This window comes from Noviherbaspirillum sedimenti, from assembly GCF_003590835.1.
GTDB classification, from domain to species: Bacteria; Pseudomonadota; Gammaproteobacteria; order Burkholderiales; family Burkholderiaceae_D; genus Paucimonas; species Paucimonas sedimenti.
The window spans coordinates 2,327,836-2,347,134 of sequence record NZ_QYUQ01000002.1; the positions used below are offsets into that span (position 1 = coordinate 2,327,836).

The following is a 19,299-nucleotide window of genomic DNA, read 5'->3' on the forward strand; positions in this document are numbered from 1 at the left end:
TCGCTATTTTAGCAAAGAATTCGTTCTTTCCGCCAGCAATGCCTCACCCGGCGCAATCAGGCCTCCTGATGATAGCCTGTGACGCGCTCGACTTCATTCTTCGAACCCAGGAAAACCGCCACCCGCTGGTGCAGCGCGGTCGGCTGGATTTCCATGATGCGCTGCGGGCCGTTGGTGGCGGCGCCGCCGGCCTGCTCGACGATGAACGCCATCGGGTTGGCTTCGTACATCAGGCGCAGCTTGCCAGGCTTGTCCGGTTCGCGGGCGTCGGCCGGATACATGAAGATGCCACCGCGGTTGAGGATGCGATGCACGTCGGCCACCATCGAAGCAATCCAGCGCGTATTGAAATCGACGCCGCGCGGGCCGGCCTTGCCTTCCAGCAGCTCACCGATGTAGCGCTGCACCGGTTCATACCAGTGGCGGGCGTTGGACGCATTGATCGCGTATTCCCTGGTGTCGGCCGGGATCTGGATATTCTGCTGGGTCAGCACCCACGAACCCATTTCGCGGTCGAGCGTGAAGCAGTTGACGCCATTGCCGGTGGTGAGCACCAGCACGGTTTGCGGGCCGTACACGGCATAGCCGGCGGCGACCTGGTGCGTGCCCGGCTGCAGGAAATCCTGTTCCGTCGGCGAAGCCATGCCTTCCGGCGCCTTCAGCACCGAGAAGATGGTGCCGATGGAGACATTGACGTCGATGTTGGAAGAGCCGTCGAGCGGATCGAACAGCATCAGGTATTCTCCCTTCGGGTAGCGGTTCGGAATCAGGTGGATGGTTTCCATCTCTTCCGATGCCATGGCCGCCAGGTGGCCGCCCCACTCGTTGGCTTCCAGCAGGATCTCGTTGGAGATGACGTCGAGCTTCTTCTGCACTTCGCCCTGCACGTTTTCGCTGCCGGCACTGCCCATCACTTCGCCCAGGGCGCCCTTGCCGACCGCGTGGCTGATGGTCTTGCAGGCACGGGCGACGACTTCGATCAACAGCCGCAGTTCAGCCGACACGGTGTTGTGCAGGCGCTGTTCTTCGACCAGGAATTGCGTAAGGCTGATACGTTTTGTGTTGGTTGTCATGGTGTTTCTTTAGTTGGCGAGGGATTTCGAGATAACTTCAAGCACGTCACCCGACAGTGCCGGGGTGTCTGCGACCCGCTGCAGGGCGGCGCGCATCTTTTCGCGCAGCGGCGGCGCATACTTGCGCCAGCGGTCGAGGGCGCGCGCCAGGCGCGCGGCGACCTGCGGGTTGATGGCGTTCAGGGCAATCACGTGCTCGGCCCAGAAGGCATAGCCGCTGCCGTCGGCGGCATGGAATTGCGCCGGGTTGCTGCTACAGAAAGCCAGCACCAGGCTGCGCACGCGGTTGGGATTTTTCAGGGTGAAGGCCGGATGGCGCGCCAGTGCGCGCACCGCGGCGACATCGGTGCTGCGCTCGGTGGCCTGCAGGGTGAACCATTTGTCGATCACCAGGGCTTCGTGTTCGAAGTCGCGGTAGAAATGCTCCAGGCTTGCCTGGCGGCCGGGCGCGCTGCTGTTGACCAGGGCGGTGAGCGCCGCCATGCGGTCGGTCATGTTGCCGGCGTGGTCGTACTGTGTCTGTATCAACGCATGCGTGCGCTCATCGTCGAGCTCGGACAGGTAGGACAAGGCCAGGTTCTTCAGGCCGCGCTTGCCGGCCGACTGCGCATCCGGGCTGTAGGGGCCGGGAGTCTGGTTGTCGTGGTAAGCCGCCTCCAGGTCTTCCCGCAACTGTTCGGCCAGGACGCGCCTCAACGCCTGGCGCGCGCGGTGGATGGCGTGCGGATGGATCACGTCCATCTGTTCGGACAGCATGGTTTCCGAAGGCAGCGTCAGCGCCACCTCGCGAAACTCCGGATCAAGCCCGGTGTGGCGCAAGGTACTGCGCAGTGCACTCACCAGCGCGGACTGCTCGGCGACCGGGGCGCCGGCGCTTGCGGCCATGGCAGCGGCCGCGTCGGCAGCGTCGCCATCGAAGGTCTGCGCCGCCGAATCGGTCAGCAGCAGCTTGTCGACCAGCACCAGCAGGCGGCGCGTGGCCAGCCGCTGGCCGCCTTCCCAGCGGTTGAAGGGGTCGCTGTCATGCTCCATCAGGAAGGCCAGCTCGGCATCGGTGTAGTCATGGGAGAGCACCACCGGCGCCGAGAAATTGCGCAACAGCGAAGGCACCGGGTACTCGCCCACCTGGTGGAACACGAAGCTCTGGTGCGCTTCAGTCAGTTCGAGAACCGCAGTGGTCTGCGCATCGGCCGCCACCGCACCCGGGGTTTGCACCAGCGGCATGTCGTGGCCGCCGGCGTCGAGCAGGCCGACCGCCACCGGAATATGGAAAGGCAGCTTCTGTTCCTGGCCGGGCGTCGGCTTGCAGGTTTGCGCCAGCGTCAGGGTATAGGTGCGGGCTTGCGCATCGTATTCACCGGTAGCCGAGACATGCGGCGTGCCGGCCTGGCTGTACCAGCGCTCGAATTGCGACAGGTCGCGGCGGTTGGCGTCGGCCATGGCGGAGCGGAAATCGTCGCAGGTCACAGCCTGGCCGTCGTGCCGCTGGAAATACAATGCCATGCCGCGGTTAAAGCCGTCGCGCCCCAGCAGGGTCTGGTACATGCGCACCACTTCGGCGCCCTTTTCATACACGGTCACGGTGTAGAAATTATTGATCTCGATGTAGGAGTCCGGGCGCACCGGGTGCGCCATCGGGCCGGCATCTTCCGGGAACTGGGTCTGGCGCAGCACGCGCACATCCTCGATGCGCTTGACGGCGCGTCCCGAAGCGCTGCCGATCATGTCGGCGGAAAATTCCTGGTCGCGAAATACCGTCAGGCCTTCCTTCAGCGACAACTGGAACCAGTCGCGGCAGGTGACGCGGTTGCCGGTCCAGTTGTGGAAATATTCGTGGCCGACCACCGCTTCGATATTGGCGTAATCGATATCGGTGGCGATGCGCGGGTTGGCCAGCACATACTTGGTGTTGAAAATGTTCAGGCCCTTGTTTTCCATGGCGCCCATGTTGAAGTCGCCCACCGCCACGATCATGAAGCGATCCAGGTCCAGTTCCAGATTGAAGCGCTCCTCGTCCCAACGGATACTGTTCTTGAGCGAATCCATAGCGTGCTGGGTCTTGTCGAGGTTGCCGTGCTCGACCCACACCTGCAGCAGGACTTCGCGGCCGGACTTGAGCTGGAAGGCTTCTTCCTGGCACACCAGGTTGCCGGCCACCAGGGCAAACAGGTAGGACGGCTTCTTGAAAGGGTCTTCCCACAGGGCATAGTGGCGGCCATCACCCAGATCCCCTTGCTCGACCAGGTTGCCATTGCCAAGCAAGACCGGATAGCGCGCCTTGTCGGCGCGCAGCATCACGGTGTATTTCGCCATCACATCCGGCCGGTCCGGGAAATAGGTGATCTTGCGGAAGCCCTCGGCTTCGCACTGGGTAAAGAAATTGCCGCTGGAAACATACAAGCCCATCAGCGAGGTATTGCGGCCGGGCTGCAGGGCGGTTTCAATGTCCAGGGTGACGCGGTGCGGCGCGCCGGCAATGCGCAGGGTGTCGCCATCCAGCTGATATTGCCCGGGCGACAAGACCTTGCCATTCATGCGAATCTGCACCAGCCGCAATTCGTGGCCGTGCAGCACCAGGTCGCCTTCCGGGCTGTCCGGGTTGCGCACCAGGGTACTGCGGGTGGCAACCCGGGTATCTTCAGGATCCAGATCGAAACCCATCTCGACCTGTTCGACCCGGTAAGCGGGAGCGGCATATTGCTGGCGATAGATCGTCGGAGGGGTATCGGTACGCATCAAGGTGGAGTCCTGCAAAAGAAAGGCGCAAAATAGGATTTTACCAATCCCAAGAGAGAATCATGAAATTTGTATCAGCGGCCGCCCTGCTTTGCCTCATGCTTGGACTCGTATCCTGTACCCAAGAGCAACAAAACCAGATCAGCCGCTCGGTGCAGAACTGGACCGGCACCAATGGCGTGCTGGAATTCTATGCCGGCGACAAGCTGGCGCGGCGCTTCCTGCACATCGACAAGATTTCCACCGCCATGGGAACAGACGATGCCCGGCCGCGTTCTTACCGTTATGGTTATGGCATCCTGGATGAAAACCAGAACATGGTGGCCGACTCTGGCGAAAAGAAGGTGTACTTTGAAATCAGCGATTTTGGCAGCAACTACATTTTCTTCGAGAGCCCGCGTTAAAGGGTAAGCAAGAACGCAGTCCGGATCGTCACGCTTACAATTTTTTACTGTTTTTCCTGGCGGTGCAACTATTATTCAGGATGTCATTGAATTAACCGGAGCATGCAATGAAACGCGGTTTGCCCCTGATCCTGCTGGCAGCACTGGCGCTGCTGCTCGGCGGCTGCGCCGCCCCCACCCTGCGCAGCGAGGTGACGGCCTTCCACGAATGGCCGGCGCAACTGCCTGACCAATCCTTTGTCTTCGAGCGCAGCCGCGCGCAAGACAATGACCTGGAATACCGCAACTATGAAAACCTGGTGCGCGACGAACTGTTGCGCCTGGGCTTTACCGACCCCGCCGCGGCCGGGAAAGCCGCCCTGAAAATCGGTCTGGCTTACCAGGTCAATGAGCGCGACGTACGGATAGTGGAGCCGGTCGTAGTCAATTCCGGCTGGGGCGCACCCTACTACGGTCCGCGCTGGCCCTACCGCTATTACGATCCCTTCTATGACCCGTTCTGGTATTCACCGCCGGTAGTCAGCTATCAGGAATCGAATTACCGCCTGTACCGGCGCCAGCTGCAGGTCGGCATCACGCGCGTCAGCGATGGCAAGAAACTGTACGACGTCACCGTTATCAGCGAAGGCAAGACCGCGTCGCTGGCGGCGGCCATGCCTTACATGGTCAAAAGCGCCTTTGCCGATTTCCCCGGCAAGAGCGGCGTGCCACGTCAGGTCGAACTCGAGTTCAAGGAAGCCAAGACGAAAGCCCCTCAGGAATAATAAGCCTCGGAAGCGACGGTAATCGCCACCACCAGCAGCACCGCGGCGACCAGCACAAGCAGCAAGCGCCCGAACTTCGGCAAATCATCTTTGGGCTCAGTCAATTTGGGGTCAGAGTGCATAAAAAATTGGGGTCAGAGTCAAATTTTTCAAAATCAAGAATTCTTGGCAAACCAGCCGTGAATTGCAGTCGAGGTAAATCAAAAAAATGGGGTCAGAGTTAATTTTATAAAGCCGGAATTTCTGGCAAATCGCGGCGGCAAATTCAAGTCAGAAACAAATTTTCAAAAGATCCTGGAAATTGCACTCCGACCCCAATTACACCCAATTACATGAAGAGACTCCGGGAAATTGAACTCTGACCCCAATTAAGCAATCAAGGCAGCAAGATGGTCGAGCCAGTGGTCTTGCGGGCTTCGAGGTCGCGGTGCGCCTGCGCCGCATCCTTGAGGGCGTAACGCTGGTTGACCGGGATTTTGATCTTGCCGCTTCCCACCATGAGAAACAGTTCGGCCGCCATCTGCTCCAGGTCATCCCGCCTGGCGATATGGGTAAACAAGGTCGGCCGGGTCACATACAGCGAACCGCGCGAGGCCAGTTCCTGCAGAGAAAACGGCGGCACCGGGCCGGAGGCGGCGCCGAAGCTGACCAGCATGCCCAGCGGCGCCAGGCAATCCAGCGATCCCGTAAAGGTATCCTTGCCGATCGAGTCGTACACCACCGGCACGCCAGCGCCGCCGGTGATCTCGCGCACCCGTTCGACGAAATTTTCCTTGTTGTAGTTGATCACATGGGCGCAACCATGCGCCCTGGCCAGCGCGGCTTTTTCATCCGAGCCGACCGTGCCGATCATGGTCACGCCCAGCGCCCGCGCCCACTGACAGGCGATCAGGCCGACGCCGCCGGCAGCCGCATGGAACAGAATGGTTTCGCCGCCACGCAAGGGATAGGTGCGACGGAACAGGTATTGCACCGTCAGGCCCTGCAGCATCATCGCCGCGCCGGTATCGAAATCGATCGCCGCCGGCAGCCGCACCACCTGCGCGGCTGGCATCACGCGCTCCTCGGCATAGGCCCCCGGCGGGCGCGCCGCATAGGCTACATGGTCGCCGGGCTGCAGGTGCGTCACATCCGCGCCGACCGCCTCGACCACTCCAGCCGCTTCCATGCCCAGCCCCGCCGGCAAGGGTTGCGGATAGGCGCCGTTGCGGTAATACACATCAATGTAATTCAAACCGATGGCGGCATGCCGCACCCGCACCTCGCCCGGCCCGGGCGCGCCAACGTCGACCTCGACATATTCCATGACTTCCGGGCCGCCGACCCGGGAAATTCTGATTGCTTTAGACATGCGCGCCTCGCCTGGTAAATGGATGATCGATGTGGGATGACGTGATTGTAAGCCTGCTCAAACCTTCTTGCGCGACAACAGGTACATCCCGCACAAGACCAGCGCCGTGCCCGCCAGCTGGATCGACGTCACCGGCTCGCCCAGGATCAGCGCCGCCAGGAACAGGTTCGATACCGGCCCGACCATGCCGGCCTGGGAAGCGCTGGCCGCGCCGATCTTTTCCACCGCCAGCATGGTCAGGTAGACCGGCAGCACCGTGCAAAATACGGCATTGACCAGCGACAGGCCATACACCTCGACAGGCTGCACCAGCATGGCGGCCGGCCGCAGCAGGAAAAACTGCACGATACACGCCGCGCTGGAGACGCACATGGCATAGGCCACCAGGCGCAGGGTGCCGACCTTGCGCACCAGCTCCCCCGACAGCAGCAGGTACAGCGCATAGCTCATCGCGCTGGCCAGCACCAGGCTACCGCCCAGGGCGATATTGCCGCCGCCGGCGCGCACATCGTGCAGGAATACCAGCGCCGTGCCGCCATAGGAAACCATCAAGGCCAGCCACTCCAGCCGCGCGACCTTCCTTTTCAGGAAGGCGAAGGAAATCAGCAGGACGAAGGATGGCGACAGGAACAGGATCAAGCGCTCGAGGCCGGCGCTGATGTATTGCAGACCAAGGAAATCGAGAAAGCTCGACAGGTAGTAGCCGATCAGCCCGAGCAGCACGATCTTGCCCCGTTCGACACGCGACAGCGGCGCTGCCGTGCCGGCCTGCCAGAGCGCGATGGCGGCAAAGAATGGCAGGGAAAACAGCATGCGGAAGGCGATCAGGGTAACCGCATCGACGTGGTAACGGTAAATCAGTTTGGCGACGATCGCCTTGGCGGAGAAAAAGACCGCGCCCAGGACCGCGATCGCCAGGCCGGCCAGAAACGCGCGACGCGCCGGCGCTTGAGAGGGAAAACTTGCAGACATGCACGGATTGTAGGCTTTCCGCAGCTTCCTTGCCACGCGCGCTTACTATCTGCCTACTGTCTGCCGGCCATCTGCCTGCCGTCGCCGCCAGTTCGCCCGGTGGGCATGGACCTTGCGCAGGGTCGCTTTGGGACGGTGCCGGTATGGTAAAATCCGCACTCATTTTGGTGTCTGCGGTCGCCCAGGCCGGATCGAAAAACCCCCGTTTTTCCCTTCACAAACAGATACTTGCAAACGCTTACGGGAAAGAGTCGTCATGGCAGGACATAGCAAATGGGCCAACATCAAGCATAAGAAGGCGGCAACCGACGCCAAGCGTGGCAAGATCTGGACCCGGCTGATCAAGGAAATCACGGTGGCCGCGCGCATGGGTGGCGGCGACATCAATGCCAACCCGCGCCTGCGCCTGGCGGTGGACAAGGCGGCCGACGCCAACATGCCCAAGGATAACGTCACTCGCGCCATCCAGCGCGGCACCGGCGGCCTGGAAGGCGTCAACTACGAAGAAATCCGCTATGAAGGCTATGGCATCAACGGCGCCGCCATCATCGTCGATTGCCTGACCGACAACCGCGTGCGCACCGTGGCCGAAGTACGCCACGCCTTTTCCAAGTTCGGCGGCAACATGGGCACGGAAGGCTCGGTAGCTTTCCTGTTCAAGCATTGCGGCCAGTTCTTCTTTGCCCCCGGCACCAATGAAGACGCCCTGATGGAAGCGGCGCTCGAAGCCGGCGCCGAGGACGTCCTGACCGACGACGAAGGCGGCATCGAAGTGCTGTGCCCGCCGCACGATTTTTCCGCAGTCAAGGATGCACTGGAAAAGGCCGGCTTCAAGGCCGAGATGGCCGAAGTCACGATGAAACCGGCCACCGAAACCGGATTCACCGGCGAAGATGCCGAAAAAATGCAGAAACTGCTGGATGCGCTGGAAAACCTGGACGACGTCCAGGACGTCTATAGCAACGCCGTAATCGAGGAATAAGAACATGAAAGTACTGGTAGTTGGTTCCGGCGGCCGCGAACACGCGCTGGCCTGGAAAATCGCACAATCGCCGCGCATCCAGGTGGTCTATGTCGCGCCCGGCAATGGCGGCACCGAACTCGATTCGCGCCTGCAAAACGTGGCGATCACCGATCCGGCGTGGCTGGCGCAATTCGCCATCAAGGAAGGCATCGGCCTCACCCTGGTCGGCCCGGAAACCCCGCTGGCTGCCGGCATCGTCAACATCTTCCGCGACCTCGGCCTGAAAATCTTCGGCCCCACCAAAGAAGCCGCGCAACTGGAAAGCTCCAAGGATTTCGCCAAGTCCTTCATGCAGCGCCACGGCATTCCCACTGCGGAATACCAGACCTTCGCCGACGCTGCTGCCGCGCACGACTATGTCAATCGCAAGGGCGCGCCGATCGTCATCAAGGCCGACGGCCTGGCCGCCGGCAAGGGCGTCGTCGTGGCGATGAGCCTGGACGAGGCGCATGCCGCCATCGATGCCATGCTGTCGGATAACAAGCTTGGCGACGCCGGTGCCCGCGTGGTGATCGAGGAATTCCTCGATGGCGAGGAAGCCAGCTTCATCGTCATGGTCGACGGCCACAACATCCTGCCGATGGCCACCAGCCAGGACCACAAGCGCCTGCTGGATGACGACCAGGGCCCCAATACCGGCGGCATGGGCGCCTATTCGCCGGCGCCGATCGTCACGCCCGCGCTGCACGCGCGGGTCATGCGCGAAATCATTCAGCCGACCGTGCAGGGCATGGCCCGCGACGGCATCCCGTTTTCCGGCTTCCTGTATGCCGGCCTGATGATCGACAAGGATGGCAACCCCAAGACGCTGGAATTCAACTGCCGCATGGGCGACCCGGAAACCCAGCCGATCATGGCGCGCCTGAAGACCGATTACCTCACCGTGCTCGAACACGCCGTCGCCGGCACGCTCGACCAGATCGAACTGGAATGGGACCGCCGCACCGCGCTGGGCGTGGTGATGGCCGCCGCCGGCTACCCGGAAGCGCCGCGCAAGGGCGACGCCATCCACGGCATCCCCGCCGAGACAAGCGATTGCGTGACTTTCCATGCCGGCACCACCAGCGCTGACGGCCACCTGGTGACATCGGGCGGCCGGGTATTGTGCGTGGTCGGCCTGGGCGACAGCGTCAAGATGGCGCAGCGCCAGGCTTACCAGACCGTGGAAAAAATCCAGTTCAGCGGCATGCAATACCGCCACGACATCGGCTGGCGCGCGATCAAGCGCTAGGCATGACAGCAATAAGCATGACAGCGACCAACATGAACACCGCCCCCGTCAAAGCCTGGCTGCTCGAACTGCAGAGCCGTATCGTCGGCGGCCTGGAAGCCATCGACGGCAAGCCCTTCCTCACCGACAGTTGGGAGCGCGCCGAAGGCGGCGGCGGCATTTCGCGCATCATCGAGGAAGGCAATGTCTTCGAGCGCGGCGGCGTCGGCTTTTCCCATGTGATGGGCAAGAACCTGCCGCCGTCCGCAGCCGCCAACCGGCCGGAAATCGCCGGGCGCAATTGGGAAGCCATGGGCGTGTCGCTGGTGCTGCACCCGCGCAACCCGTATGCGCCGACGGTGCACATGAATGTGCGCTTCTTTATCGCCATCGCCGAAGGCCAGGAACCGGTATGGTGGTTCGGCGGCGGCATGGATCTCACGCCCTATTACGGCTTCGAGGAAGATGCCCGCCACTTCCACCAGACCTGCAAGGATGCCCTGACGCCGTTTCGCGGCGACCTGCACCCGCGCTTCAAGCAATGGTGCGACGACTATTTCTTCCTCAAGCACCGCAATGAACCGCGTGGCGTCGGCGGCATTTTTTACGACGATTTCAATGCCCTCGGCTTCGAACAAAGCTTCGCCATGACGCAAAGCGTCGGCGACGCTTTCTTGACGGCGTACGTCCCCATCCTCAGCCGTCGCAAGGACACCCCCTACGGCGAGCGCGAGCGCGATTTCCAGGCGTACCGGCGCGGCCGCTATGTCGAATTCAACCTGGTGTTCGACCGCGGCACCCATTTCGGCCTGCAATCGGGCGGCCGCACCGAATCGATCCTGATGTCGCTGCCGCCCGTTGTGAAGTGGCGCTACAACTGGAGCCCGGCTGCCGGCAGCGCCGAAGCGCAACTGTATTCCAATTTCCTGATCCACCGCGAGTGGGTCTGAAGCACCTGCTGCCTTTAGGCAATAACAAGCAATAAGCGCTTGCCGGCGGTGCCGTCGCCGCCGGCAGTGTTAAACTACGCCTAACAACATCATCTCTACCGGAACCAAGCCCCGCATGGATATCAAAAAACTACAAGCCCTCGTCGTTGACGCCCTCTCAGACGTCAAGGCCCAAGACATCCGTGTCTACGACACCACCAAGCTGACCAGCCTGTTCGACCGCGTGGCGATTGCCTCCGGCACCTCCAACCGGCAAACCAAGGCGCTGGCCGCCTCGGTACGCGACAAGGTCAAGGCAAACGGCGGCACGCTCGTCAGCATGGAAGGCGAGGACACCGGTGAATGGGTGCTGGTCGACCTGGGCGACATGATCGTGCACATCATGCAACCGGCCATCCGCGACTATTACCGCCTGGAAGAAATCTGGGGCGTGACGGAAGTCAAGATGGGCGCCGCCAAGCGCGTCTCGCAACGCACCGCCTCTGAGCCGGACGAAGAGGAAGCGCCCGCCAAGAAGCGCGGCCGCCATCTGACGACCAGCCAGCCCGAGATCGACGTCGCAGAAGCGCCGAAAAAGGCCCCGGCACGCAAGACCGCCACCGGCGCTGCCAAAACGGCAACGAAGACTGCGACGAAGACGGCGACGAAAACAGCAGCGAAAACAGCCAGCAAGACTGCGGCGAAGTCCCCCCGGACCGCCACCAAAACCACTGCGAGCAAAACCGCCGCAACGAAGACCGCCGCGCCGCGCAAGACGGCAGCCAAAACTGCCGGCAAATCTGCAGCCGACAACGTCGTCAAGGTGAAGGTCGCCACCCGCAAGGCACCGCCGAAGAAGTCACCGGCAAAAAAAGCCTGATAAGCGATAAGCGCCAGGCATGCAGTTGATCATCGCCGCGGTCGGCCACAAGATGCCGGTCTGGATCGAAACCGGCTTTGCCGAATATGCCAAGCGCATGCCGCCTGAATGCCGCCTGCTCCTCAAGGAAATCAAGCCGGCCGACCGTGCCGGCGGCAGGACCGCCGAGACTGTCATGGCGCAGGAACGCACCCGCATCGAGGCGGCCATCCCGAAAGGCGCGCGCATCATCGCGCTGGATGAGCGCGGCAAGGACATTACTACTGTACAACTTTCCAAATATCTGACAGAGTGGCAACAAGATGGCCGGGATGTTACATTCGTCGTCGGCGGCGCGGACGGCCTGGATGCGCAATTCAAGGCTGGCGCCGATCTGCTGGTACGCATTTCCAGCCTGACCCTGCCGCATGGCATGGTGCGGGTACTCCTGGCAGAACAGCTTTACCGCGCGTGGTCGATCACGCAAAATCACCCCTATCACCGGGTATAGTCAAACCAACTGGCACGTAAAAAAGACATTTGACCAAGCAGGGCATGAAACAAAGCGACCAGAAAATCTACCTCGCCTCCAAGAGCGCCCGCAGACGCGAGCTACTGCGCCAGATCGGGGTGGAATTCGAATTATTGCTGCTGCGCGACCAGACGCCGCGCGGGCCGGAAGTCAGCGAAGAAGTCCTGCCGGATGAAGCCGCCGATGCCTATGTCGCCCGCGTGACGCTGGAAAAGGCCGAGTGCGCGCACCACACCATGCTCTGGCGCAAATTGCCAATTCGCCCGGTGCTGGCGGCCGACACCACGGTGGTGGTCGATGGCCGCATTCTCGGCAAGCCGGCCGGCTACGCCGAAGCGGCCGAGATGCTGCGCCTGCTCTCGGGGCGTACCCATGAGGTCCTGACCAGCATCGCCGTGCGTCATCACGACGACACCTGGCAAGTCACGCAACGCTCGGCCGTGCGTTTCACCGCCCTGAATGAAACTGCGATCCATGCCTATTGCATGAGCACCGAGCCCTACGACAAGGCCGGCGGCTACGGCATCCAGGGCATGGCGGCAGTTTTCATCGAGGAAATCGCGGGCAGCCATTCCGGCATCATGGGCTTGCCCCTGTTCGAAACGACCCAGTTGCTGCGCCAGGCTGGCGTGCGCATTCTTGGCGTCAATAGCCACTGAGCGGCCACTGAACCTTTCCATGAGCGAAGACCTTCTCGTCAACATCACCCCGCAGGAAACCCGGGTCGCGCTGATCCTGCAAGGCAGCGTGCAGGAATTGCACATCGAGCGCACCCTGTCGCGCGGCATGGCTGGCAATATCTACCTCGGCAAGGTGGTGCGCGTCTTGCCCGGTATGCAATCGGCCTTCATCGACATCGGCCTGGAACGCGCCGCCTTCCTGCACGTGGCCGATATCTGGGAAGCCCGCTCGCGCGAAGGCAGCGGCACCCTCACGCCCATCGAAAAATTGCTATTCGACGGCCAGGCGCTGATGGTGCAGGTGGTCAAGGACCCGATCGGCACCAAGGGCGCGCGCCTGTCCACGCAAATCTCGATCGCCGGGCGCATGCTGGTCTACCTGCCGCAGGATCCGCACATCGGCATCTCCCAGCGCATCGAAAACGAAGCCGGACGCGAGCTGCTCAAGCAACGCGTGCAGCGCCTGCTGCCGCCCGAAGAAAAAGGCGGATTCATCATCCGCACCATGGCCGAGGACGCCTCCGAAGCCGACCTGCAGATGGATGTCGATTACCTGCGCAAGACCTGGTCCAACCTCAGCGCCCGCGCCAAGACGCAGCCGGCGCCGACGCTGCTGTACCAGGACCTGAACCTGGCGCAACGGGTGCTGCGCGACTTCGTCAACGACGACACCTCCAGCATCCAGGTCGATTCGCGCGAAAACTTCCTGATGCTGCAGCAGTTCGCCGGCACCTACACGCCCTCGGTACTGCCGCGCCTGATGCACTATACCGGCGAGCGCCCGGTATTCGAACTGTACGGCGTGGAAGAAGAAATCCAGCGGGCGCTGGGGCGCCGGGTCGACCTGAAATCCGGCGGCTACCTGATCGTCGACCAGACCGAAGCGATGACCACCATCGACGTCAACACCGGCAGCTACGTCACCGGCCGCAACTTCGACGACACCATCTTCAAGACCAACCTGGAAGCGGCGCACGCCATCGCCCGCCAGCTCAGGCTGCGAAACCTCGGCGGCATCATCATCCTCGATTTCATCGACATGGAAAACGCCGAGCACAAGACCGCCGTGCTGGCCGAACTGCACAAGGCGCTGGCGCGCGACCGCACCAAGATTTCCGTCTCGGGTTTCTCCGCCCTGGGCCTGGTGGAAATGACCAGGAAGCGCACCCGCGAATCGCTCGCGCATATCCTGTGCGAACCCTGCCCGGCCTGCGCCGGCAAGGGCCAAGTCAAGACCCCCCGCACCATCTGCTATGAAATCCTGCGCGAACTGCTGCGCGAAGCGCGCCAGTTCAACCCGCGCGAATTCCGCATCCTCGCCTCACAAGTAGTGGTGGACATGTTCCTCGAAGAAGAATCGCAGCACATGGCGATGCTGGGCGACTTCATCGGCAAGCCAATCTCGCTGCAGGTCGAGTCGCAGTTCCACCAGGAACAGTACGACATCATCCTAATGTAAACATTCAACCTTTAATCATACTCGTAAGGTTTCATCTTTACATCAGACATTCGTTCACGCGCCATTTCGTCCAGATCGAGCGGTGGCTTGTCCCACCAGAGTGCGCGTGCTTCACGCTGTTTTTTCTCGGTATCTGGATGTTGCCGCTTGAATTGCTTGATGAATTGCGTAAACTCGGATTCGTAGGGCGTAGAAAATTGAGTGTATTTCATGATGATCAAAAAAGATTCGTGTTCAAGCTTGATTTCAATAGTCGGCAAAGAACAAATCATGCATCCGTAACCTCGACCCTCACCTTACGAGGCTTGTCTACCTGCACTTTCGGCAGTTCCACCCGCAATACACCGTTTTTGTAAATAGCCTTGGCCTGATCGGACAATACGGCTGTCGGCAACGGCACCACCCGACGGAAGTCGCCGTAAGCGCATTGCAGGATGCGATAGCGCCCTTCCGTATCCTCGCGCTCGAAACGTTTCTCGCCGCGCACGACAAGCGCATCGCCCTGCACCTGCACATCCAGTTCGTTTTTGTCCATGCCTGGCACTTCCACCCGGACAATCACCCGCTGGTCATCTTCAAACACATCGCCACCCAGCATGGACCAGCCAATCGACGGCAAGTAAAACGCATCATCGACATCGCTTCTTGTCGGCAGATTGGTATGTTGACCGGGCCGGAATCCGGTGAGTGCGCTGGAAGCTGATTGACGCAAATGTTGCCAGCCCTCAGCAACCGAATCCAGCCACGAAGACAAGCCCTGTTTGATCTCATCGAGTTTCATCATTTATCCAGTTGAACAGAACAAACCTTAGATTTTTATAAAAAAAATATGTTCCGTTTATACCGAATCCGCCTCCGATCTGCCCTACGAAAACTGCAGCTGGTACAGCTTGGCGTAAATGCCGTTCTTTTCCAGCAGCGCCGCATGGGTGCCGGTCTCTGCGATGCGGCCGCCGTCCAGCACCACGATGCGGTCGGCGCGCTCGATGGTCGACAGCCGGTGCGCAATCACCAGCGTGGTGCGGCCGTGCATCAATTCATCCAGCGCCGCCTGCACGGCGCGCTCGGACTCGGTATCCAGCGCCGACGTCGCCTCGTCGAGGATCAGGATCGGCGCATCCTTGTAGATTGCCCGCGCGATCGCCAGGCGCTGACGCTGGCCGCCGGACAGGCGCATGCCGTTGTTGCCAACCGAAGTCTCCAGTCCCTGCGGCAGGTTGGCGATCACATCCTCCAGGTGCGCCGCCCGCACCGCCGCCGCGATGCGGGCACGGTCCGGCTGCACGTCGCCATAGGCAATGTTGGCAGCGACCGTATCGTCAAACAGCACCACGTTCTGGCTGACCATGGCGATCTGCGCGCGCAGGCTCTCCAGGGCGAGTTGTCCGACCGCTTCGCCGTCGAGACGGATTTCGCCGGCAGTCGGCGTATAAAAATCCGGCACCAGGTTCACCAGGGTCGATTTGCCGCCGCCGGAAGTGCCGACAAAGGCCACGGTTTCGCCCGGCTGGATCGATAAATTCACCCCTGTCAACGCCGCGCGCTCCTGTCCCGGATAGGCAAAACCGACATCGATGAAGTCCAGCCGGCCGGCGGCGCGTCCTGGCAGGGCCTTGCCACCGGTGCGCTCCGGCGCCGCGTCGATCAGGCCGAAGACGTTTTCCGCTGCCGCCAGCCCGCGCTGTAGCGGCCCGTTGATTTCGGCCAGGTGTTTCAAAGGCGTCAACAGCATCAGCATGGCCGTGATGAAGGAGGCGAAGCCGCCCACCGTGGCCTGGCCCTCGCCTGCCTGCAGCAGCGCGATCACGATCACCACCGACACCGCGCAAGCCGTCATCACCTGCGTGACAGGCACGGTGGCCGCGAAGGTGCTGGCCATGCGCATGGCAAAGCCGCGCAGCTTGTCGGCGCGCCGCTCGAAGCGCGTCTTTTCATAGTGCTGGCCGCCGAAGATCTTGATCACCTGGACCGCGCGGGTGGTTTCCTCGATCACCTGGGTCAGCTCGGCATTGATTTCCAGGAAGGTCGTGGTCAGCCGGCGATAGCGCTTGCCGGTCAGGCGCACCACGCCGGCAATCAGCGGGATCAGTACCAGGGTCACCAGGGTCAGGCGCCAGTTCAGCCAGAACAGGTAGCTCAGCAAGCCAACCACGGTCAGGCTGTCGCGGATCATCGCCGTCAAGACATTCTTGAGCATATCGACGATCTGCTGCACCTCGAACATCATCGAATTGATCACTTGTCCGACCGAACTCCTGGCGTAATAGCCGAGCGGCACATCCAGCAACCGTCCGAACATCGCCTCGCGCAGGCGATTCTGCAGCCGGGTCGAAACCCACGAGATCATGTAGGTCGTGAGGAAGGTAGACACCCCGCGCAACAGGAAAATGCCGACCACGAAGGCCGGCACCGCCCAGAGCGAAAAACTCGGCTTGCCGGAGAACCCTTTGTCGAGCAGGAGCTTCATCATCGCCGCCAGCGCCGGCTCGGTAGTCGCGGTCAGGGCCATGCCCAGCAAGGCCAGCGCCAGGCGTCCCTTGTAGGGCGCCAGCATGCCGACCAGGCGTTTCAAATGCTCAGGAAATGTCATTGCCCTCTATGTCCGTTATTCGTCCGTTATGCGACTGTTATGCGTCCGTTATTCACGCCAGTGCGCGGCGATCCAGGGCGCCCGGCGCACAAATCGCAAAGCCCGGTTGCGCCTGCCGTCGAGCGCATCCGGCGGATTGACCTCGCCATGAAAGATCACGATGCGCGTACCGGCAGGGATTTTCGGATCAAGAAAGTAATTCAATGGCCAGCGCGGAATGCAGTGATATTTATAGCTGCAGCACCAGTCGCTTGGCCAATAAGCAAGTTTGCCCTGCTTGTGCAAGACATCCGACAGGTAGGCCTGCTCATTGCGGAAGGTCTTGCGCGCCTCTGCCTGCGTGGCGCGGAATTGCGCCAATACGTCAGCATGGGCGCCCAGCTTGAAGCGATACACGGATGAATTGCCGGTGACGCGCCAGGGCCGCTTCCAGTCATGGATGATGAGGAATTCGCCGGGCTGTTCAAAAAAACAATCGATGCTGTCGGTGATTACCACGTCCAGGTCGAGAAACAGCGCCGTTCCCTGCAAGCCATGCAAGTCAGCCTCAAATGTTGTCAGTTTCTTCCAGCCGCGCTCGGGCAAGCCTTCGGGCAGCCTCAGATCGGGAATCGGCAGGCACTCCACCTCCGAGCGTATGCCCTCATTGCGGTCGGTCAGGCAGACAAACCGGAACGTCCCCTGCAAATGGCGGCGCACCATGGCGTACAAGCGATTGACATATTCCGGACCGTACTTGACGCCCCATTTCATACATAGGATCACGCGATCATCAGTCGTCGCCACGGTGCTGGGTGTTGTCAAAAATTACTCCGCCTGGTAGGGATAAATGGAAACGGTATCGAATCGGCGATTATCCCCCGGCTGCGACTACTTGTGCAATGCCTCCCTCGCGCCCTTGCCGGCGGGCTGAGGGGACGGAATTTTCCCCATGATAAAATCCGGCCTTCGCCGCACAGTCACGTTCTGCAAGCCGGAACACTGGAAATAACGATATGACATCCCCACCAGGTAGCGCTGACGTCACCGTCATCGTTGTCACTTACAACAGTGCCCACTGCATCGACGGCCTGGCGCCGACGCTGGCAGCGCTGCCGCATGTGACGATCGTCGACAATGCCAGCAACGATGGCACAGTGGAAGCGGTGGCGCGCGCCATGCCGAACGCCCTGATCTTGCGCAATCAGGAAAACCGTGGCTTTGGCGCGGCAAACAACCTGGCCCTGCGCCAGGTAAAAACCCCTTATGCGCTGCTGCTCAATCCGGACTGCCTGCCGACGCCGGATTTGCTGGCGCGCCTGCTGGAAGTGGCGCGGGCCTATCCGGACGCGGCCATGATTGCGCCGCATCTGATCCGCCGCAACGGCGAAGTCGAGGTCAGCTACCGCTGGCCGGGCACCCACTGGCGCTCCCGCGGGCCCGCCGCCGAAGGCATTTGCTGCGTCGGCTTCGTCTGCGGCGCAGTCATGCTGATCAATATCGCGGCAATGCAGGAAATCGGCTTCTTCGACGAAGATTTTTTCCTGTACTACGAAGATGAAGATTTATGCCAACGCATTTTCACCAGGCGCAAAGCAATCATTGTGGCGCCTCATGTCACGGTGACCCACCTGTCACGCGGCTCGGTGCGCGGCAACAGCCCGCTGCGCGCAGAATTCTACCGCGGCTATCACCATGCCCAGTCCAAGCTGATTTTCACGGAAAAGCACCTGGGCGCAGCACATGCCGCACGCCTGCGCCGAAAAACCCTGGCGCTGGCAGTCGCTGCGCTGCTGCCGCGACTGCTGGTGCCGGCGCCGCGCTACGTGGCGCGCCTGCTTGGCCGCATCCGCGGCCTGTGCGCAGCCACCATCCCGTATAGCGCGCAGGCGAACCACACACAAACCACATGAACCAGCCATTGCCAGGACAACCTGAAAAAAACGCCGCGTCGCCGAAACTGACGATCGGCATTCTCACGCTCAACGAAGAGAAGCGCATCGCCAATTGCATCGCCAGCGCGAAATTCGCCGACCAGATTATCGTCGTCGACAGCGGCAGCAAGGACCGAACCTGTGAAATTGCCGCTGCGCTTGGCGCCGAAGTCCATGCCTATCCACAGTGGCAAGGCTTTGCCGTGCAGCGCAACCGCGTCCTGCAACATGCCAAGGGCGACTACATTTTCTTTCTCGACGCCGACGAGGAAATACCGCCGGCGCTGCAACAGGAAATCGCCGCCGTGGTCGCCGCCGGCAAGGACGAAATCTGGGAAGTGCAATGGAACCAGGTAGCGTTCGGCCGGCCGCTGACGCTGATGAAAAGTACCGGCGGCATCCAGCGCATGTTCCGCACCGGGTCGATTCGCGAATTCACCGGCCTGGTCCACGAGCACGCCGACATGCATGGCGACAGCCGAGCGGTACATCTATTCCGCGCCCGCTTGCTGCATTATTCGCGCGAATCGATCTACAGCAGCCTCAACAAGCTGGCGCAATATGTCCAGCTCGGCGCGGCCAAACGCGCGCAGGCGGGCAAAAAAGGCGGCGTGCTGCGTGGCATGGCCTCGGCACTTGCCATCTTCCTGAAGCTCTATGTTTTCCGGCGCGGCTTCCTGTGCGGCGCAGCAGGCTTCCTGTTTTGTTTCTTTATCGCGCTTGAGTGTTTCTTCCGCCACACCGCAATCAAATACGATGCCGGCAGGCTGGAACAAGCTGCCATGCGTGGATGAGCGTGCCAA

General features: G+C 61.4%; 19 protein-coding genes. 11 read left to right on the plus strand and 8 right to left on the minus strand.

Annotated elements, in window-relative coordinates; genetic code table 11:
• Positions 1-56 precede the first annotated feature (56 nt).
• Both D3878_RS10780 and pepN read right to left on the minus strand, forming a co-directional pair.
• The gene (locus D3878_RS10780) at positions 57-1,073 is read right to left on the minus strand and encodes a class 1 fructose-bisphosphatase (protein ID WP_119785464.1); all 1,017 of its coding nucleotides are present in this window, start codon (positions 1,071-1,073) and stop codon (positions 57-59) included.
• Between the two features lie 9 nt (positions 1,074-1,082).
• A complete protein-coding gene (pepN, locus tag D3878_RS10785) occupies positions 1,083-3,809 on the minus strand; it encodes an aminopeptidase N (RefSeq protein WP_119785465.1) in 2,727 nt (908 codons plus the stop codon).
• A gap of 62 nt (positions 3,810-3,871) precedes the next feature.
• On the opposite strand from pepN, the gene D3878_RS10790 reads away from it, so the two are divergent.
• Together D3878_RS10790 and D3878_RS10795 are read left to right on the plus strand one after the other, a co-directional pair.
• Positions 3,872-4,213, plus strand: coding sequence for a hypothetical protein (locus D3878_RS10790; protein WP_119785466.1), 342 nt, complete (start codon positions 3,872-3,874; stop codon positions 4,211-4,213).
• Positions 4,214-4,320: 107 nt separating this feature from the next.
• Entirely contained in the window at positions 4,321-4,977 is a 657-nt protein-coding gene (locus tag D3878_RS10795; protein WP_119785467.1) for a DUF4136 domain-containing protein, read from the plus strand.
• 376 nt (positions 4,978-5,353) lie between these two features.
• On the opposite strand, the gene D3878_RS10800 is transcribed toward D3878_RS10795, so the two are convergent.
• Together D3878_RS10800 and D3878_RS10805 are read right to left on the minus strand one after the other, a co-directional pair.
• Positions 5,354-6,328, minus strand: a complete 975-nt coding sequence (locus tag D3878_RS10800) for a quinone oxidoreductase family protein (RefSeq protein WP_119785468.1) — start codon at positions 6,326-6,328, stop codon at positions 5,354-5,356.
• 57 nt (positions 6,329-6,385) lie between these two features.
• Positions 6,386-7,300 (minus strand): DMT family transporter, encoded by a 915-nt coding sequence (locus tag D3878_RS10805; RefSeq protein WP_119785469.1) that lies wholly within the window; start codon positions 7,298-7,300, stop codon positions 6,386-6,388.
• Between the two features lie 256 nt (positions 7,301-7,556).
• Here D3878_RS10805 and D3878_RS10810 point away from each other — a divergent pair, with 256 nt between their 5' ends.
• The 7 genes from D3878_RS10810 (at position 7,557) to rng (ending at position 13,993) form a co-directional block, all read left to right on the plus strand.
• The gene (locus D3878_RS10810) at positions 7,557-8,282 is read left to right on the plus strand and encodes a YebC/PmpR family DNA-binding transcriptional regulator (RefSeq protein ID WP_119785470.1); all 726 of its coding nucleotides are present in this window, start codon (positions 7,557-7,559) and stop codon (positions 8,280-8,282) included.
• A gap of 4 nt (positions 8,283-8,286) precedes the next feature.
• Complete coding sequence (gene purD / locus D3878_RS10815) at positions 8,287-9,555, plus strand: phosphoribosylamine--glycine ligase (protein ID WP_119785471.1); 1,269 nt, start codon at positions 8,287-8,289, stop codon at positions 9,553-9,555.
• A 17-nt stretch (positions 9,556-9,572) separates the two neighbouring features.
• Positions 9,573-10,484: an oxygen-dependent coproporphyrinogen oxidase gene (gene hemF / locus D3878_RS10820; protein WP_119785472.1), complete on the plus strand. Its 912-nt coding sequence runs from the start codon at positions 9,573-9,575 to the stop codon at positions 10,482-10,484.
• 115 nt (positions 10,485-10,599) lie between these two features.
• Positions 10,600-11,343 (plus strand): ribosome silencing factor, encoded by a 744-nt coding sequence (rsfS, locus tag D3878_RS10825; protein ID WP_119785473.1) that lies wholly within the window; start codon positions 10,600-10,602, stop codon positions 11,341-11,343.
• A gap of 19 nt (positions 11,344-11,362) precedes the next feature.
• Positions 11,363-11,833, plus strand: a complete 471-nt coding sequence (gene rlmH / locus D3878_RS10830) for a 23S rRNA (pseudouridine(1915)-N(3))-methyltransferase RlmH (RefSeq protein ID WP_119785474.1) — start codon at positions 11,363-11,365, stop codon at positions 11,831-11,833.
• Between the two features lie 44 nt (positions 11,834-11,877).
• The gene (locus D3878_RS10835) at positions 11,878-12,513 is read left to right on the plus strand and encodes a Maf family protein (RefSeq protein WP_119787835.1); all 636 of its coding nucleotides are present in this window, start codon (positions 11,878-11,880) and stop codon (positions 12,511-12,513) included.
• A gap of 19 nt (positions 12,514-12,532) precedes the next feature.
• Entirely contained in the window at positions 12,533-13,993 is a 1,461-nt protein-coding gene (rng, locus tag D3878_RS10840) for a ribonuclease G (RefSeq protein WP_119785475.1), read from the plus strand.
• 11 nt (positions 13,994-14,004) lie between these two features.
• Here rng and D3878_RS10845 read toward each other — a convergent pair whose 3' ends face one another.
• The 4 genes from D3878_RS10845 to D3878_RS10860 form a co-directional block, all read right to left on the minus strand.
• On the minus strand, positions 14,005-14,253 hold the full coding sequence (locus tag D3878_RS10845; RefSeq protein ID WP_338016804.1) for a DUF3460 family protein: 249 nt from the start codon (positions 14,251-14,253) through the stop codon (positions 14,005-14,007).
• 8 nt (positions 14,254-14,261) lie between these two features.
• Positions 14,262-14,777, minus strand: coding sequence for an Hsp20/alpha crystallin family protein (locus tag D3878_RS10850; protein WP_233556305.1), 516 nt, complete (start codon positions 14,775-14,777; stop codon positions 14,262-14,264).
• A gap of 81 nt (positions 14,778-14,858) precedes the next feature.
• On the minus strand, positions 14,859-16,583 hold the full coding sequence (gene msbA, locus D3878_RS10855) for a lipid A export permease/ATP-binding protein MsbA (protein ID WP_119785477.1): 1,725 nt from the start codon (positions 16,581-16,583) through the stop codon (positions 14,859-14,861).
• A gap of 48 nt (positions 16,584-16,631) precedes the next feature.
• Positions 16,632-17,336, minus strand: coding sequence for a glycosyltransferase (locus D3878_RS10860; RefSeq protein ID WP_119785478.1), 705 nt, complete (start codon positions 17,334-17,336; stop codon positions 16,632-16,634).
• A 242-nt stretch (positions 17,337-17,578) separates the two neighbouring features.
• Between D3878_RS10860 and D3878_RS10865 the strand changes: the two genes are divergently transcribed.
• Positions 17,579-18,475, plus strand: coding sequence for a glycosyltransferase family 2 protein (locus tag D3878_RS10865; RefSeq protein ID WP_119785479.1), 897 nt, complete (start codon positions 17,579-17,581; stop codon positions 18,473-18,475).
• Positions 18,472-19,290 carry a glycosyltransferase family 2 protein gene (locus tag D3878_RS10870; protein WP_119785480.1) on the plus strand — a complete coding sequence of 273 codons (819 nt, stop codon included), beginning with the start codon at positions 18,472-18,474 and terminating at the stop codon, positions 19,288-19,290. The genes D3878_RS10865 and D3878_RS10870 overlap by 4 nt, the downstream gene beginning before the upstream one ends.
• Positions 19,291-19,299 lie beyond the last annotated feature (9 nt).

Coding starts and splice junctions, on each gene's coding strand:
- D3878_RS10780 (WP_119785464.1), bottom strand. CDS start 1,073: ATGACAACCAACACAAAACGTATCAGCCTTACGCAATTCCTGGTCGAA.
- pepN (WP_119785465.1), bottom strand. CDS start 3,809: ATGCGTACCGATACCCCTCCGACGATCTATCGCCAGCAATATGCCGCT.
- D3878_RS10790 (WP_119785466.1), top strand. CDS start 3,872: ATGAAATTTGTATCAGCGGCCGCCCTGCTTTGCCTCATGCTTGGACTC.
- D3878_RS10795 (WP_119785467.1), top strand. CDS start 4,321: ATGAAACGCGGTTTGCCCCTGATCCTGCTGGCAGCACTGGCGCTGCTG.
- D3878_RS10800 (WP_119785468.1), bottom strand. CDS start 6,328: ATGTCTAAAGCAATCAGAATTTCCCGGGTCGGCGGCCCGGAAGTCATG.
- D3878_RS10805 (WP_119785469.1), bottom strand. CDS start 7,300: ATGTCTGCAAGTTTTCCCTCTCAAGCGCCGGCGCGTCGCGCGTTTCTG.
- D3878_RS10810 (WP_119785470.1), top strand. CDS start 7,557: ATGGCAGGACATAGCAAATGGGCCAACATCAAGCATAAGAAGGCGGCA.
- purD (WP_119785471.1), top strand. CDS start 8,287: ATGAAAGTACTGGTAGTTGGTTCCGGCGGCCGCGAACACGCGCTGGCC.
- hemF (WP_119785472.1), top strand. CDS start 9,573: ATGACAGCGACCAACATGAACACCGCCCCCGTCAAAGCCTGGCTGCTC.
- rsfS (WP_119785473.1), top strand. CDS start 10,600: ATGGATATCAAAAAACTACAAGCCCTCGTCGTTGACGCCCTCTCAGAC.
- rlmH (WP_119785474.1), top strand. CDS start 11,363: ATGCAGTTGATCATCGCCGCGGTCGGCCACAAGATGCCGGTCTGGATC.
- D3878_RS10835 (WP_119787835.1), top strand. CDS start 11,878: ATGAAACAAAGCGACCAGAAAATCTACCTCGCCTCCAAGAGCGCCCGC.
- rng (WP_119785475.1), top strand. CDS start 12,533: ATGAGCGAAGACCTTCTCGTCAACATCACCCCGCAGGAAACCCGGGTC.
- D3878_RS10850 (WP_233556305.1), bottom strand. CDS start 14,777: ATGATGAAACTCGATGAGATCAAACAGGGCTTGTCTTCGTGGCTGGAT.
- msbA (WP_119785477.1), bottom strand. CDS start 16,583: ATGACATTTCCTGAGCATTTGAAACGCCTGGTCGGCATGCTGGCGCCC.
- D3878_RS10860 (WP_119785478.1), bottom strand. CDS start 17,336: ATGAAATGGGGCGTCAAGTACGGTCCGGAATATGTCAATCGCTTGTAC.
- D3878_RS10865 (WP_119785479.1), top strand. CDS start 17,579: ATGACATCCCCACCAGGTAGCGCTGACGTCACCGTCATCGTTGTCACT.
- D3878_RS10870 (WP_119785480.1), top strand. CDS start 18,472: ATGAACCAGCCATTGCCAGGACAACCTGAAAAAAACGCCGCGTCGCCG.